Annotated in this window: 14 protein-coding genes; 7 read left to right on the top strand and 7 right to left on the bottom strand. The window is 72.2% G+C overall.

Annotation, left to right across the window (positions count from 1 at the left end; all coding sequences use genetic code 11):
* Positions 1–24: 24 nt before the first annotated feature.
* The 5 genes from JXZ78_RS26610 (at position 25) to JXZ78_RS26590 (ending at position 4,886) form a co-directional block, all read left to right on the top strand.
* Positions 25–987 (top strand): metal-dependent hydrolase, encoded by a 963-nt coding sequence (locus JXZ78_RS26610; protein ID WP_050502410.1) that lies wholly within the window; start codon positions 25–27, stop codon positions 985–987.
* Between the two features lies 1 nt (position 988).
* Positions 989–2,083, top strand: coding sequence for a PDR/VanB family oxidoreductase (locus JXZ78_RS26605; RefSeq protein WP_030019846.1), 1,095 nt, complete (start codon positions 989–991; stop codon positions 2,081–2,083).
* An 88-nt stretch (positions 2,084–2,171) separates the two neighbouring features.
* The gene (locus JXZ78_RS26600) at positions 2,172–2,888 is read left to right on the top strand and encodes a TetR/AcrR family transcriptional regulator (RefSeq protein ID WP_030019845.1); all 717 of its coding nucleotides are present in this window, start codon (positions 2,172–2,174) and stop codon (positions 2,886–2,888) included.
* A 464-nt stretch (positions 2,889–3,352) separates the two neighbouring features.
* Positions 3,353–4,264 (top strand): ribosome-inactivating family protein, encoded by a 912-nt coding sequence (locus tag JXZ78_RS26595; RefSeq protein WP_238783391.1) that lies wholly within the window; start codon positions 3,353–3,355, stop codon positions 4,262–4,264.
* Positions 4,265–4,358: 94 nt separating this feature from the next.
* Positions 4,359–4,886, top strand: a complete 528-nt coding sequence (locus JXZ78_RS26590; RefSeq protein ID WP_030019841.1) for a GNAT family N-acetyltransferase — start codon at positions 4,359–4,361, stop codon at positions 4,884–4,886.
* 370 nt (positions 4,887–5,256) lie between these two features.
* On the opposite strand, the gene pulA is transcribed toward JXZ78_RS26590, so the two are convergent.
* Positions 5,257–7,896 carry a pullulanase-type alpha-1,6-glucosidase gene (gene pulA / locus JXZ78_RS26585; protein WP_372498447.1) on the bottom strand — a complete coding sequence of 880 codons (2,640 nt, stop codon included), beginning with the start codon at positions 7,894–7,896 and terminating at the stop codon, positions 5,257–5,259.
* A 135-nt stretch (positions 7,897–8,031) separates the two neighbouring features.
* On the bottom strand, positions 8,032–9,444 hold the full coding sequence (locus JXZ78_RS26580; protein ID WP_030019839.1) for an alpha-amylase: 1,413 nt from the start codon (positions 9,442–9,444) through the stop codon (positions 8,032–8,034).
* A gap of 245 nt (positions 9,445–9,689) precedes the next feature.
* On the opposite strand from JXZ78_RS26580, the gene JXZ78_RS26575 reads away from it, so the two are divergent.
* On the top strand, positions 9,690–10,160 hold the full coding sequence (locus JXZ78_RS26575; protein ID WP_030019838.1) for a hypothetical protein: 471 nt from the start codon (positions 9,690–9,692) through the stop codon (positions 10,158–10,160).
* Between the two features lie 131 nt (positions 10,161–10,291).
* Here the strand turns inward: JXZ78_RS26575 and JXZ78_RS26570 are convergent, their stop codons facing one another.
* Both JXZ78_RS26570 and JXZ78_RS26565 read right to left on the bottom strand, forming a co-directional pair.
* Entirely contained in the window at positions 10,292–10,543 is a 252-nt protein-coding gene (locus JXZ78_RS26570; protein ID WP_275128215.1) for a hypothetical protein, read from the bottom strand.
* Between the two features lie 66 nt (positions 10,544–10,609).
* Positions 10,610–11,164 carry a hypothetical protein gene (locus JXZ78_RS26565; RefSeq protein WP_238783390.1) on the bottom strand — a complete coding sequence of 185 codons (555 nt, stop codon included), beginning with the start codon at positions 11,162–11,164 and terminating at the stop codon, positions 10,610–10,612.
* 395 nt (positions 11,165–11,559) lie between these two features.
* Between JXZ78_RS26565 and JXZ78_RS26560 the strand changes: the two genes are divergently transcribed.
* Positions 11,560–12,111, top strand: coding sequence for an EF-hand domain-containing protein (locus JXZ78_RS26560; RefSeq protein WP_030019836.1), 552 nt, complete (start codon positions 11,560–11,562; stop codon positions 12,109–12,111).
* A 94-nt stretch (positions 12,112–12,205) separates the two neighbouring features.
* Here JXZ78_RS26560 and JXZ78_RS26555 read toward each other — a convergent pair whose 3' ends face one another.
* From JXZ78_RS26555 to JXZ78_RS26545, 3 genes are all read right to left on the bottom strand, one after another.
* Positions 12,206–12,859 (bottom strand): maltokinase N-terminal cap-like domain-containing protein, encoded by a 654-nt coding sequence (locus JXZ78_RS26555; RefSeq protein WP_030019835.1) that lies wholly within the window; start codon positions 12,857–12,859, stop codon positions 12,206–12,208.
* A gap of 77 nt (positions 12,860–12,936) precedes the next feature.
* Positions 12,937–14,025 carry a LacI family DNA-binding transcriptional regulator gene (locus JXZ78_RS26550; RefSeq protein WP_372498446.1) on the bottom strand — a complete coding sequence of 363 codons (1,089 nt, stop codon included), beginning with the start codon at positions 14,023–14,025 and terminating at the stop codon, positions 12,937–12,939.
* A complete protein-coding gene (locus JXZ78_RS26545) occupies positions 14,013–15,650 on the bottom strand; it encodes a glycoside hydrolase family 13 protein (RefSeq protein WP_030019833.1) in 1,638 nt (545 codons plus the stop codon). The genes JXZ78_RS26550 and JXZ78_RS26545 overlap by 13 nt, the downstream gene beginning before the upstream one ends.
* Position 15,651 lies beyond the last annotated feature (1 nt).

Here is a 15,651-nt window from a genome sequence, read left to right as displayed (position 1 = left end):
CGTACCCGCCAGTACATTGACGCCATGTCTAATACGGCCTCGTTGCGGCCCCGGCCGGTCGCCTCCGAGCACACCCCGCTGAAAGCACGCAACGTCGCCTTCGACTGGGCGGACACCCCCCTGCACTGGATCCCCGGCGACCCGGACAGCACCCACACCATCAACGTGCTGCACCTGCTGCTGCCCGCCGGTGAACGCTGGTTCGTGCACGTCTACAAGCAGGTGCTGCCGCAGATCCGGGACGCGCGGCTGCGGGAGGACGTGATCGGGTTCATCGGCCAGGAGGCGATGCACTCCCAGGCGCACGACGACGTGCTGCCGCACCTCAAGCGGCTGGGCCTGGACCCGGCCCCGTACACCGCGCAGGTCGACTGGCTCTTCGAGAAGCTGCTCGGCGACCGTACCGTGCCGCCGGGCCGGGCGAGCCAGTGGTGGCTGATGGAGCGCGTCGCGATCATCGCCGCGATCGAGCACTACACGGCGTTCCTCGGGGACTGGGTGCTCAACGCGGAGGCGCTGGACGCCAGGGGCGCCGATCCGACGATGCTGGACCTGCTGCGCTGGCACGGCGCCGAGGAGGTCGAGCACCGCTCGGTCGCCTTCGACCTGTTCATGCACGTGGACGGCGGATACCGGCGCCGGGTGCGGACCTGGGCCACCGCGTTCTCCGCGCTGGTCTTCCTCTGGCAGCGCGGCACCCGCTTCTTCATGGCGAACGACCCTTCCCTCGCGGACGGCAGGGCCAGTTTCAGGGAGTTCTTCCGCGCGGGGCGGCAGGGCGTACTGCCCGCCCCCGGCGCCATGGCCCGCTCCATCCCCCAGTACCTCAGCCGGACCTATCACCCCTCGCGGTACGGCAGTACGGAGCAGGCCGCCGCCTACCTGGCCGGCTCCCCCGCCGCGACCGCCGCCGAGGCCCGCCCGGCACAGCATCCGGCACCACATGCGACGCAGCAGCCGACACAGCACCCGACAGGAGCCGCCTGAGATGCCGTCCCTCCCCCGGATACGTACGGTCCTGGTCGCCGCCGGAGCCGCGCTGGTCGTCCAGCGGGCCCTGCGGCGGCGCATCGGCCGGTCGCCGCTGTGGCCGATGCCCGCGCTGGAACAGCCCGTCTCCGGCCAGGGACGGAACCGCTCAGGTCCCCTGCACCTGCTGGTCGTGGAGCGCGCCGAGGAGGCCGAGGGCGTCGTACGGCTGCGCCTGGAGGGTGACGGCCTGCCGGGCTGGGAGCCCGGGGCCCACCTCGACGTGGTGCTGCCCTCCGGCGCCGTACGGCAGTACTCGCTGTGCGGCAGCCCGGCCGACACCGGCTCGTACACGATCGCGACGCGGCTGATCGAGGACGGCCGGGGCGGATCGCGCGAGGTGCACGAGCAGTTGCACGAGGGCACGACCGTCGAGGTGCGCGGGCCGCGCAACCGCTTCCGGCTGGAGGAGTGCCACGCCTACCTGTTCATCGCGGGCGGCATCGGCATCACGCCGATCCTGCCGATGCTGCGGCAGGCCGAGTCCGAGGGCGTGCCCTGGCGGCTGGTGTACGGCGGGCGGTCGCGCGCGTCGATGCCGTTCCTGACGGAGATCGAGAAGCTGGCGGGCGCCGCGTCGGACCGGGTGACGGTGGTCGCCGCGGACGAGGACGGGCTGCCGGACCTGGCGGGCGCGCTCGCCGACGCCCCGCCGCACGCCGCCGTCTACTGCTGCGGCCCCGATCCGCTGATGGACGCCGTGGCCGGGCTGCTGCCGCAGGGGGCGCGCGGGCTGACCCTGTACACCGAGCGGTTCGCGCCCGTCGCGGCGTTGGCGCCGGGCGAGAACGCGGAGTTCGAGGTGGAGCTGCGGCGCACCGGCCGCACGGTCACCGTCCCGGCGGACGGCAGCGCCCTGCGCGCCATTCGCGAGCAGGCCCTGCCGAACCTCCCGTACTCCTGCGAGCAGGGCTTCTGCGGCACCTGCCAGCAGCGGGTGCTCTCCGGCGAGGTCGATCACCGCGACGAGCTGCTGACCGACGCCGAGCGGGACGACTCGATGCTGATCTGCGTCTCGCGGGCGCGGGGGGAACGCCTGGTGCTCGATCTCTGACGTCCGTCCGCCGGGCCGGGCCGGTCCCCGCCGTCCGGCCCCCGGTCGCTCGATTCCGCGGTGCCTCCCCGGTGGTTAGGGTGTGCCCATGACCAACGGGGCGCGCCGCAGGATGGGTGTCGAGGAACGACGTGAGCAGCTGATCGCCGTGGCGCTCGGCCTGTTCAGCCACCGGGCACCGGAAGAGGTCTCGATCGACGAGATAGCCGAGGCGGCGGGCATCTCCCGGCCGCTGGTCTACCACTACTTCCCGGGCAAGCAGAGTCTGTACGAGGCGGCGCTGCGCCGGGCGGCCGACGAACTGGCGGCCCGTTTCGTGGAACCGCACGAAGGACCGCTCGGCGTCCGGCTGCTCCGCGTGATGGAACGGTTCTTCGACTTTGTCGAGGAGCACGGTCCCGGCTTCTCCGCGCTGATGCGCGGCGGCCCGTCCATCGGTGCGATGGAGGGCGTGGGGTCCGGCCGGACGAGCGCGATGATCGACGGGGTGCGCCAGGCCGCTTACGAGCAGATCCTCTCCCACCTGGGAGTGGAAGAGCCCGCTCCGCGCATGGAGCTGGTGGTCCGCTCCTGGATCTCGCTCGCCGAGACCACCGCGCTGATCTGGCTGGACAGCCGCGCCATTCCGCGCGGCGAACTGGAGCGCCAGCTGGTGCACGACTTCGCGGCGCTGGCGGCGGTGAGCGCCGCGTACGACGAGGAGATGGCCGCGGTCCTGGGCCGGGTGCTGGCCGACGAGCCGTCCGACGGGCCGTTCGGCGATCTGCTGGCCCGGCTGATGGCGCTGGCGCCGCAGCCGTCCTGAGAACCTGACGGGGAAGACTCCTGCACGGGCGGTCCGGCCAGTGGTTGTTGTGGTTCTGGCCAGGGGGGACGCTCGTGGAGGGGGCCGGGGCTGGGGCCGGGGCCGAGACTGGGGCTGGTTGTTGGTGCTCCTCGTTGCCGGTCTTCTCCGCCGGAGTCTGTCTCGCTCCAAGGCGCCGGAGGCGGGCTGTGCGGCCGGGTGAAGCCGGGGCGGATGGGCGTTCAGTGCCGACCTTAGATATCCGTTAGGTCGGCACGGCAGGGTCAGGGACATCCGCTGGGGGGCGGGCCCTTTGCAGCGCTCCCCTTTTTCGGTCCTCGCTCGTCTCCGTAGTGGTGTCTGCTCGGCACGGATCCGCCGACAGGCCGTCTGCCGAGCCGAGCCCCTACCTGGACCACGAGTCCTCGTGCCGCCGCTGGAGGCACGGCCGCTCGTGCAACGCACCCCTATCGAAGGACTCAACCGTGACGTCAACTCTGCGCGCCGCACTCGCGCGCTTGCTGGCAGCTTCGCTCGCCGTGCTGGCCTTGGCCGGTCTGACCGCCCCCGCCGCCCATGCCGACACCACGCGCCCGCGTGAGCAGATCATCTGGAACGTCAGCAGCCTTCTGCAGGGGGACATGAATGATGCCTACAGTCGCTACTGGAACATGATCGGCGCCTTGCGGAACGCCGCCGGCCATTACGTCGGGAACGGCGTCGGCGCCACCGAACGCCTGCGAGCGGACGGGGCGCGCGCCGTCGAGGTCCGCCTCATGGACGGCGACCGGGGCGTCGCCGCCCTCTACGTGCGCTCCGACAACCTCTACCTGATGGGTGTGTGGACGCCCAGCTCGCAGAGTGGTTCCGTGTCCGGTCTGGTCGGCTTCCGTGACCAGCGCGCCGAGATGCAGGCCATCCTGCAGCGCAACGGCACTCCGGCCCCGGTCACCGACTTCGGCTTCAACTCGAACTACGACGCGCTCGGCAGCGACACGCGCGCCACTGTGGGAATGAACGGCTACACGATCGCGAACGCCGTGCGCGCGGTGAGCGGATACAACAACCACATGACCCATACCGCGCAGACCGGCTTCCAGGCCAGCCTGATCATCCTGATTCAGGCCGTCTCCGAGGCAGCCCGTTTCCAGGACATCGCCATCACGGTGGGCAACAACATCCGCAGTGGCAGGTCGGGGTCGGACACACGGCTGTCGCTCGGCCAAGTGAACCTGGAGAACAACTGGGGCGGCATTTCGGAGTGGCTCCACTCCGCCCTCAATCCTGTGCCGGGCACGACCCTCGCCATCATGAACCTCAACGGCACGGACTACCACAGCCTGGAGGAGTACACCCGGCGTTACCACTACACCCTGGCGCTGGGAAGCCACTTCTGACCCTGCCCGGGTGCCCGGCGCGGCAGCACCGCGCCGGGCACCCGGCTCCGAGACGGACGAGCCCGTTCCGGTACCGCTGGGGCACAATCCGCGCATGGACATGATCACCTTCCGCCGCGCCGCGGACACCGACGCCGACGTGGCCGCCCTCGTCGCGCTCTACGACGGCGCCGCCCGCTGGATGCAGGGCCGCGGCATCAGCCAGTGGACGCCCGGCGAGCGGGACGCGGAGCACTTCCGGCTGCGGATCAAGCAGGACGAGGTCTGGTTCGCCGAGGTGGGCGGGGAGATCGCCGGGGCGTGGGAGCTGTGGTGGGAGGATCTGCCCGCATGGGGCCCGCAGCCGCCCGTCGCGGGCTATCTGCACCGGCTGATGGTCGACCGCGACCGGGCGCCGGCGGGCACCGGCCGCGCGATGCTGGCCCGTGCCGAGCGGCGGATCGCCGAGGCGGGCCGTCCGTTGAGCCGCCTCGACTGCAAGTCGAGCAATCCGCGCCTGCGGCCGTACTACGAGAGTGCGGGCTACCGGGTCGTCGGCGAGCAGCGGGCGAAGGAGGGTTCGGACGGGAGCCGGTACACCGTCACGCTGCTGGAGAAGCAGGTGCCCGGACCTGGGGCGTAGGCGCGGGCGCAGGGAGCGCACAACCGGCGCACTTCACCAGCGCGCGCTGGTCCGCCGCGCAACCGTCGCGGGTTGTACGGCCCTTTGTCCGGCGCCGCCAGGGCTTTCGGACAATTCCCGGACGGCGCACAGTGGTGTCACCGGGGCCTGAGGGCACGGGATCACGGGGGCCCATGGAGTCCGCTCCGGCGGACGGATGGGGGAACCATGGGGGACGATCCACGGGGGAAACAGGCCCCGGAACCGCCACTGGCGGATGGGCCGTCCATGGGCAGGGCGGCCCATGGACGGCCCCACAACGCGGCGGCACCGCGGGGCGGCCACGCGGGGCGGCCGCCCACAGGCAGCCGCCCATGAGCAGCGAGGCCGTTCACCGCGCGGCGAACACCGCGACCGTACGCGCCGGGACGCCGAACGTCCCCGTCCGCTTCTCGTACGAAGCCGTCTTCACCACCGGGTCCGCGCCGCGCGCCTGCACGCGGTGCAGCCCGTACCGCTTGCCCGCGAGCGACGGCAGCCGCTGAAGCTGCCGCTGCGGCGTCGCGTTGAAGACCACGATCAGCTTGCCGAGCCGCATGGTGACGACGCCGGGTGTCTCTCCCGTCCCCGACAACGGGAAGGAAAGCGCTTTCTGTACGGCGTCGGCGCTGTCCAGCCCGAAGGCCGGTTCGGTGGCGTGGATGCGGAGCAGGTCGCGGTAGGCGGCGGAGGTGGCGGCGATCTGCGGGCAGCCGGGGCGCAGGGCGGGGTCGGCGAGCAGCGGCCGGGCGTACGGCCATTTCTCCTTGTTGTCGGCGGCGGGCGGCAGGCCGCGGCCGAAGCCGTTGCCGTCCCGGCAGTCCCAGTGCAGGGCGTTGAACCAGTCGCCGCTGTCGTGGGAGTTGCGGTCGAGGGACTTGGAGCGGAGCAGATCGCTGCCCGCCTGGGAGAGGGCCGGGCCCTGGGAGAGCGCGGCGGTGGCCAGGGCGACGACCTGCATCCGGGCGCGGTCGGTGGCCGAGGTGCCCTGCGGGAGTTTGTAGGCGAGGGCGTCGTACAGCGTCTCGTTGTCGTGGGCGTCGGCGTAGGCGAGGGCGTCGCCGGGGGCGGCGGCGTACCCGGCCGGGCTGCCGTTGTAGTCGACGTCCGATCCCTTGACCGTGCGGCCGGAGGTGTCGGTGAAGGAGTAGTCGGCGAGGTTGCCCGTGAGGCCGACCTTGAGCAGGTCCTGGTAGTGGAGCAGGCGCGCGCGCTGTTCGGCCGGGGTGCCGTTGGCGGGCGAGGCGTTGGGGTCCGTGGCGAGGCCGGAGGCGAAGCCCTGGACGCGCGGGTCCGGGTCGAAGGGCCCGCCGCCGCGTACGGCGTCGCGCGCGCGGTCGTTGAAGGTGGCGATTCCAGTCCCGGCCATGTTCCGCTGGGTGGCCTGCACGAAGCGCGCGTCGTCCGCGACCTCGCCGAAGTTCCAGCCTTCCCCGTACAGGACGATCGCCTTGCCGTCCACGCCGTCCTTGGCGGGGGTCAGCGCGTCCAGGGCCTTGCGTACGGCGAGGATGTTGGCCTTCGGGTGGTGTCCCATCAGGTCGAACCGGAAGCCGTCGATCTTGTACTGCCGGGCCCAGGTGACGATCGAGTCGACGACGAGCCGGCCCATCATCCTGTGCTCGGGCGCGGTGTTCGCGCAGCAGGTGGAGGTGGCCACGGAGCCGTCGTCCAGCAGCCGGTGGTAGTAGCCGGGCACGATCCGGTCCAGTACGGACAGCGCGTTCTGGCCGCTCGCGGCGGTGTGGTTGTAGACGACGTCCATGACGGCGCGCAGTCCGGCGCCGTTCAGGCCCTGCACCATGCGGCGGAATTCGCCGGTCCGGGCCCGTGGCGAGTCGGGGTCGGAGGCGTACGAGCCTTCCGGCACGGTGTAGTGGAACGGGTCGTACCCCCAGTTGTACGCGTCGCGGGCGGCGGTCTTGCCGACGCACTCCTGCTGCCGCTCGGAGTCGGCGGGCAGCGCCGCCAGGTCGCAGTCCGGGCGGACTTGGTCGGAGCGCCGTTCCGGGATGGTCGCGATGTCGAACGCGGGCAGGAGGTGGACGTAGGAGGTGCCGGCGTCGGCGAGGGCCTTGAGGTGCCGCATGCCGTCCGAGCGGCGGTCGGTGAAGGCGAGGTACTGGCCGGGATGGCGCGAGGTGCGGTCCGCGACGGAGAAGTCGCGGATGTGCAGTTCCTGGATGCGGGCCCGGTTCAGCGGCACCGCGGCGGGCTTCTTGAGCCGGTCCCAGCCCTTGGGCGCGAGGCGCGGGTCGGCGAGGTCGACGACGAGGCTGCGGGTGGAGTCGGCGGTCAGAGCGGTCGCGTACGGGTCGGTGACCTTGTTCGTGACGAAACGGCCGGCGGTGGGGGCCCAGACGGTCACGACGTACCGGTACGGCTTGCCCGCCCAGCCGCGCGTGCCCCGCGCCTGCCACACGCCGCTCGCGTCGTCCCGCCGCATCGCGACCGTACGGCCGTCGAGTTCCAGCGCGACGGTGCGGGCGGTCGGCGCCCAGACGGAGAGGGTGGGACGGCCGCGCCGGAAGACCGGGCCGAGCGGCGCCGTGGCCGCGGCCGGGCCGTACAGGTCGTCCAGTACGCCGGGGATCTGGACGCCGGTGCTGACGCGCCGCCCGTCGGCGTCCGGCTGGACGGCGACGAGCCGGTCGCGCAGCGCGGTCAGGGTGAGCTTCCGGTCGCGCGGGTCGACGGCGAACGCCGGGAAGTTCCTCAGATGCGGATACGCGGCCTGCTCGTCCGAGGTCAGGGCGCCGGGCGTGAGCCGTATCCGCCGTATCCCCTGCCCCTCCCCTTCCGCCCCGAACTCCAGCTGGGCGTCCGCCCGCCGGGCGCCTTTCCAGACCACGGTGTCGCGGTCGATCCACTGGGCCGCCGCCGTGGCGGGAGCCGGTGGCGGTGCGGCGTTCGCGGGGGGCGGGGCGGGCAGGACCGCCGCGCACAGGGCCATGGCCACGGCTGCGACGGTACGGCGGAGGGTGCGCCTCACGTAAGGACTCCTTCAGGACGTTCGGTACGTGCGAGGCGGGCCGGGGGTGGCTGGCGTCCCCGGCCCGCCGCCGCCTCAGGCGTCGGGCCTCGGGCCTCGGGCCTCGGGCCTCGGGCCTCGGGCCTCGGGTGCGGGTCAGCCGCAGCTACGCGCGCCGACGTGCAGCGCGAGCGCTGTGTTCGGGGCGAGGGTGGCGGTGAAACGCCCGTCGCCGTCCACCGTCACCGGTTTGCGGCTCTGTACGTCGCAGTACGTGCCGGCCGGCAGCGCGGTCTGGAACGTACGGGTCAGCGCGCTGCCCTCGTGGTTGACCACGGCGTAGCCCTTGTCGCCGCGTCCGAAGGCGATGGCGTCGTTGCCGTTGTCCCACCAGTGGGTGACGGGCGCGCCGTGGGTCGCGTTGCGGAAGCCGACCATGGCGCGGATCTCGGGCCAGTTGTGCTGGCACTTCCACCCGTCCTGCCAACAAGCTTGCACCGCGCCCCCGTTCGGGGGCCCCGCGTCATGGTCGGAGAACTCGTACCCCGAATGGACGTCGGGCGCTCCGTACGGCCAGGCCAGCATGAAGACGTTGGCGAGGGTGTAGTCCGCGCCGTCCTTGTAGCTGAGCGTGGAGCCGTTGCGCTCGGTGTCCCAGTTGTCGACGAAGACACCGGACTGCGCCGAGGGCAGGTAGGCCCAGCCCTCGCCGAAGTTCTTCAGATAGGCCAGCTTCTCGTTCTGGAACACGCGCTTGAGGTCGCGGCCGTACCGGAATTCCTGGACGTCACCGTTCCCCAGGTACTCGGCCGGGGAGACGGCTTCGCCCTCCCCGTAGATCGCTTCCTGCTTCCAGTAGACGGAAGGATTCTTCAACTGCCGCTTGATCGCGGCGAGATCCTCCGCCGGCATGTGCTTGGCCGCGTCGATCCGGAAGCCGTCCACACCGAGCGACAGCAGGTCGTTCAGGTACGCGGCGATCCGGGACCGGACGTACGGCTCGCCGGTGTCCAGGTCCGCCAGGCCGACCAGTTCGCAGTGCTGCACGTTCCAGCGGTCGCGGTAGTCCGTGATCGGCCCGGTGCAGTCGTCCATGTCCTGGCGCTGGTAGATCCCCGGGTAGTCGTACTTCGTGTACGACGAGCCGCCGGTGCCCGTGCCCGACCCGGCCGCCATGTGGTTGATCACCGCGTCCGCGACCACCTTGACCCCGGCCGCGTGACAGGCGTCCACCATGTTCTTGAAGGCCGCCCGGTCGCCGAGCCGCCCGGCGATCTTGTAGCTGACGGGCTGGTAGGAGGTCCACCACGCGCCGCCCTGGATGTGCTCGGTGGCCGGAGACACCTCCACATGGCCGTAACCGGCGGGCCCCAGTGTGGTCCCGCACTCCTTCGCGACCGACGCGTAGCGCCACTCGAAGAGTTCGGCGGTGACGTCCTTGGCCCCGGGCGGCGCCGCGTGCGCGGGCTGCGGCGGTGGGGCGAGGACGGCCGCCGCCGCACCGGAGAGGAACGCGAGCACGGCGGCCACGGGTCTGCGCGCGGGTCGCCTGTGGCGGGTGGGGGCCATGGTTCCTCCTGAGGGGGTGGGAGGTGTTCAGCCGTTGTTCTATCCGCCGCGCCTGATTGGTGCAAGAGTTTGCGCAAGGGATTGCAACGGCGCTACGGCGATACGCCGTGCCGGCACCACGGCGCGACGGCGGTCCCCCCCACCAAAGCGCGGCGCCCGGCGGGGTGTACAGCCCTGAGGCCGCACACCCTGCCGGGCGCGGATGTCGATGGTGCTCCCGATGGGGCGCCGGTACCGTCGGTGGCATGGGGGATGACATACAGCGCCGGGACGTCGACGAGAAAACCGTCACGAACGTGTTCAGCGCGGAGGTCAACCACGGACTGGTGATCCAGGCCGGCTCCTTCGAGGGCGACCTCCATGTGCACACGCCGCCGGAGCGGAGCGCCGAGCAGGAATCCGCCATGGCGGAGATGTGGCAGCGCCTGGCAGCGCAGGAGGATGCCAGGCGGGAGGCCGAGTGGCGCAGGGAACGGGAACGTCAGCGTCGGCGACGCAGCCAGGACATCGCGAGCGCGCTGCACGCCCAGGAGGAACGGGTGCGGCCCGTCAGGGTGGTGGTGCACGTGGTGACCACCGTACTGATGCTCGTCCTGCTCATGTTCGGGAACTTCTCCGCCGTCTCCTTCGCCGGAGTCGCCCTGTGCATCGCCGGTGCGGCCGTCGCCCGCTTCGCGCCCACTTCGTTCCTGGAGAAATTCCTCGGCAAGGGGTGACCCCGGCCCCGGGCGGACGGCCCCCGGAACGCGGAAAGTCCGCGCCCCGGTGGGTCGGACCGGGACGCGGACTCTCGCGGCACCTCATCGGCGGAACGTTCCCCCACCGGCCGGCGAAGAGCGCTCAGCGATCAGCGGTAGAAGATCGGCATGATCGTCTCACTGTCGTCGCACCACACCTCGTGGTACCCGTTCGCCTGGGCGCCCCCGATCTCCTTCGCCTCGCACTCCCCCTTCGAGGGGTACTTCTCGGCACCGGCGGGAATCCAGCCGTCGCCGGGCGGCGGGGCGGCGGAGGCGGTGGTGGCGGTCAGCGGGATGGCCACCGCCGCGGCACCGACGGCCAGCCCCACACCGATACGCGTACGCCACGACTTCATCATGATCTCCTAGCTGGTCCGTGAACTCTGGTCCGCAACGTTCCGAGCTGCCCCGACGGGCCCCGGCGGCTACGCGTGGGCGCTGATCACACCACCGGTGCTGAGCACGACAGGCACACCGTTGGCGACGAGCCCGGCGTCCTGCTGGTTCGCCTCGACCGTGCCGTACACCGCGCCTCCCCTGCCGAGGATCTGCGCGCGGTAGTGCAGTTCGCCGACCTTGGTGACCTTGGCCGTCCAGCCGCCCGCCAGCTTGAAGGTGCCCGGCCCCTGCTGTCCGCCGCCCATCCAGGAGTGCACCTTGCCGTCCAGCGACAGCACGACGAACATGTCGTTGGCGTCCAGCCCGGCGTCACGCTGCTTGGTCTCCAGCGTGGCGAGGACGTCACCACGGGCGACGATCTTGGCCCGGTAGTGCTGGTCACCGAGCTGCTGGATCTGCGCCTTGCTGATGCCGTCCGCCAGGGTCACGGTGCGGGCCGGGGCCCCCGCCTTGGGCCGGGCGGCCTGCGGGCCCACGGCACCGGCCTTGCCGTCCGCCGTGGAGCCGGCGCCCGCCTTGGCTTCGGACCCCTGCGACCCTGCGGACGACCCCGCGTCGCGGGACTCGGCCACCGTGCCCATGTCCGTCTGCCCCGCGGCCTTCGTGCCGGTGGCATCCGAGCCGGAGCAGGCGGTCAGGGACAGGCCGGCCGCCGCGACCAGGGCCGCGGCGGCGACGGGCGGTGCGGACGGTGGTGCTGGCGCTCATTGCGAACCCCCGGGGCAATCGGTGACGTGGTGTCTGCTCGGTACGTCACCCACTCTGTCCGGGGCCACTAGCGCAGTACTGCCGCCCCGCTAACACCCGGCTAACACGGCTGCGACGAGCGGCGGGGTGCCACGCCGGGCCGCGGGACCCGACCGCGCGGACAACCCGACCGCGCGGACAACCTGACCCGAACCGTCGTTGACCGCGCCCCGCACCGGCAGTTGCATGGAACGCGCCTCTGACGCCCCGCGGAAGGACGGTGAGTGCGATGGCCAACGACGCCCTCGACCGCAAGTTCAGCATCCTCTTCGACTGGTTCGACCGCACCGAGGACGGCTGGCTCACCCACGAGGACTTCGAGGTGATGGCCGGGCTGTTCCTGGCGGTGGCCCGCCCCGAGGACCACGAGAACCGGGCCGCGCTGCGCGAGGCCTTCGGCAGGTGGTGGGAGATCCTGCGCGACGCCGGCGGCACGGACGACGAAGGCCGGGTCGGCCGTCAGCCGTTCATCGACCTGATGCGCTCGCACGTCACCGACCCGAAGACCTTCGAGCACGTCGTGCTGCAGATCGTCGACGCGCTCATGCAGGCCCTCGACACCGACCGCGACGGCGTGCTCACCACCGACGAGTACATCCGGATGTACGAGGCGCTGCACATCCCCCCGGAGACCTCGGGCCCGGCCTTCCAGCGGCTGGACCGCGACGGCGACGGCGTCATCAGCCACGCCGAGTTCCGCCAGGCCATCGAGGAGTTCTACCTCAGCCCGGACCCGGACGCCCCGGGCAACTGGCTGCTCGGTTCGCCGCTCGGCGGGTGAGCGCGGTCTTCACGGCCTTCAGGGCCTGCAGGGCCTGCACGGCCTTCAGGGCCTGCACAGCACCGCGCGCGTCCGGCGCCGTCGGTCCGACCTCTCACGCCCCCTCACGCACAGTCAAGAACACCCCCCGCACCCGCTCCCCCGGCCCCTCGGTCCACGTCGCGCTGATGTGGCCCGTCGTGGACCCGCCGTCGCTCTCGTCCGGTGTCAGGACGCGGTGGACGCGCAGGAGCAGGGGACGGGTGGAGCGGACGAGGATGTCGGTGGCGGACGGGCTTTGAGTCACGGCGGCAGGGGCCTGTACGGCGCTGTGGCCGGTGCCCATGAGCCGTGCCCGGACGGTGGGGTCGAGGGTGTCGCTGACGCTCTGGGCGTGGGCCTCGGCCTGGCCGGTGAGGAGGGCGAAGAGCTGGGCCACCAGGACCGGGTCGTGGGTGCCGTCGTACGCCCAGCGCTTGCCGAGTACGCCGTGTTCCAGGGTGCCGATCAGTGCGTGGTCGGCGCCGGGCAGCGGTGCGCCCCGGTAGGTGAGCGGGACGTGGTAGCGGACCGGTGCGGCACCGGAGGTGTCGGTGGCGACCATGAACTCCATGCCGACCTCGCCCTCCGGGTCGTCCAGCCGGAAGCCGCCGGCCGTGGTCAGGTCCGGGGCGGCGCCGTCGCCCGCGTACCAGGGCTGGGCGGGGAGCCAGCGGGCGAGGAGTTCCAGCTTGGTGGGCGAGAGGGTGGTGTGGTGGATGACGGCCATGGTCCGGCACCTTCCCGTCGAGTGGCAGCGGTGATCACGCGATTGTGTGGTCATCCTGCCATCCGCGGCCGTGCGCGCTACCCCGCCGGCTCCGGGAGCCGGGCGGTCGATCCCCGTACCACCAGCTCCGGCTGGAAGACGAACTCCGTGTGCCGGTCGGGCGGCCCGTCGCCGTCCGCGCGGGTGCGGATCTCCTCGATCAGCGCGTCCACGGCTGCCGAGGCCATCGCCCGTACCGGCTGGCGCACGGTCGTCAGCGGCGGGTCGGTGAAGGCGATGAGCTGGGAGTCGTCGAAGCCGACGACGGAGATCCGGTCCGGTACGTCGAGGCCGCGCTGGCGGACCGCCCGTACGGCGCCGAGGGCCATCAGGTCGCTGCCGCAGACGACCGCCGTGCAGCCCGCGTCCAGGAGGGAGGCGGCTGCCGCGTGGCCGCCCTCGACGCCGAAGAGGGTGTGGCGGGTGAGGTGTTCGGCCGCCTCCTTCCGCAGGCCGAACTCCTCCTTCAGCGCCGCTGCGAAGCCTTCGGCCTTGCGGCGCGACGGGACGTAGCGGACCGGGCCGACCGCGAGGCCGATGGTCCGGTGGCCGAGTTCGGCGAGGTGGCGTACGGCCATACGGGAGGCCGCCCGGTCGTCCGGGGAGACGAAGGGGGCGGCGATGCCCTCGTGGTGGCCGTTGATGAGGACGTACGGGAGGCCGCGGTCGGTGAGGCGGTTGTAGCGGGCGGGGTCGGTGGTGCTGTCGGAGTGCAGGCCGGAGAGGAAGATGATGCCGGTGACACCGCGGGCTTCGAGCTGCTCGACGAGTTCGTCCTCGGTGGCGCCGCCGGGGAGCTGGGTGCACAGCACGGGCGTGTAGCCGTGGCCCGCCAGTGCCTGTTCGATGAGCTGCGCGAAGGCCGGGAAGATCGGGTTGGTCAGCTCCGGGACGATCAGGCCGACCAGTCCGGCACTGGCACGCCGCAGCCGTACCGGGCGTTCGCCGCCGAGCAGGTCGAGGGCGGCCAGCACCCGCTGCCGGGTGCCGCGGGCCACGCCCGCCTTGCCGTTCAGCACCCGGCTGACGGTCGCCTCGCTGACCTGGGCCTGCGCGGCGATGTGCGCCAGCCGGGGGCCGTTGCCCCCGGCCGGCGGCGCGTCGGGGAGGTCGGTCACGCTTCCCACCACACGGCGGTGTCCGCCGGGAGGATGAGTTCGTCGTCCACGGTGCGGAGCTCGCCGGAGGAGAGCAGCGGGCGCCAGCCGGCGTGGGCGGGGGCGCGTACGGGCTCCGGCGTGGTGTTGACCGTGCAGACGAAGCCGCCGGGGCGGCGGAAGGCCAGGACACCTTCGGGTGCGTCCAGCCATTCGACCTCGTCGCCCGCGCCGAGCCCGGGGTGGGAGCGGCGCAGCCGGAGGGCCGTACGGTACAGCTCCAGCATGGAGGCCGGGTCGCCGGTCTGCGCGGCGACGCTGAGCCGCGCCCACTCCGGCGGCTGCGGGAGCCAGCTGCCGCCCGTACCGAAGCCGTACGGGGCCGTGTCGCCGGACCACGGGATCGGCACCCGGCAGCCGTCGCGCAGCCCGTCCTGGCCGTCGCCGCGGAAGAACGCGGGGTCCTGGCGGACCTCGTCAGGCAGGTCGGTGACCTCGGGGAGGCCCAGTTCCTCGCCCTGGTAGACGTAGGCGGAGCCGGGCAGGGCGAGCATGAGGAGGGCGGCCGCGCGGGCACGGCGCACGTCGCCGCCCAGGCGGGTGGTGTGCCGTACGACGTCGTGGTTGGACAGGACCCAGGTGGTGGGGGCGCCCACGGGCCGCATGGCGTCGAGGGAGTCGTCGATGGCGGCGCGCAGTGCGGCGGCGTCCCATCCGGTGCCGAGGTAGTGGAAGTTGAACGCCTGGTGGAGTTCGTCGGGGCGCAGGTAGAGGGCGGTGCGGTCGGCGCTGGGGGTCCAGGCTTCCGCGACGCCGATGCGCTCGCCCGCGTACTCGTCCAGGACCTTGCGCCAGGAGCGGTAGATCTGGTGCACGCCGTCCTGGTCGAAGAAGGGCAGGACCTGGTTGCCGAGGAGTTTGAGCTGGTCCGTGCGGCCCATGTCGGGCAGGCCGGGGGCCTTGACCAGGCCGTGGGCCACGTCGATGCGGAAGCCGTCCACCCCGAGGTCGAGCCAGAAGCGCAGGATGGAGCGGAACTCGTCCTGGACGGCCGGGCTGTCCCAGTTGAAGTCGGGCTGTTCGGGGGCGAACAGGTGGAGGTACCACTCGCCGTCCGCGACGCGCGTCCAGGCGGGGCCGCCGAAGACGGACTCCCAGTCGTTGGGCGGGAGTTCGCCGTTCTCGCCGCGGCCCTTGCGGAAGTGGAAGCGGTCGCGGAGCGTCGAGCCGGGGCCTTCCTCCAGCGCCTGCCGGAACCAGGCGTGCTGGTCGGAGCAGTGGTTGGGGACGACGTCCACGATGACGCGCAGGCCCAGGCCGTGCGCGTCGCGGATGACGGCCTCGGCGTCGGCGAGGGTGCCGAAGGCCGGGTCGATGACGCGGTAGTCGGCGACGTCGTAGCCCGCGTCGGCCTGCGGGGAGGAGTAGAACGGGCTGAGCCAGACGGCGTCGACGCCCAGGTCCTTGAGGTAGGGCAGGCGGGTGCGGATGCCCGGGAGGTCGCCCATGCCGTCGCCGTTGCCGTCGGCGAAGCTGCGCGGGTAGACCTGGTAGATCACCGCGTCGCGCCACCACTGGGTGGCACCGGGTGCGGTCGCGTCCGCGGCGTCGGCGGGCGCTCCGGTGGCGTGGTGCCGGTTGGTCTGCTGGGTCATG

This window comes from Streptomyces monomycini (assembly GCF_022271435.1).
Taxonomy (GTDB): Bacteria; Actinomycetota; Actinomycetes; order Streptomycetales; family Streptomycetaceae; genus Streptomyces; species Streptomyces monomycini.
Note: the sequence above shows the minus strand (reverse complement) of the source record. Positions and strands in the feature narration are given on the sequence as shown.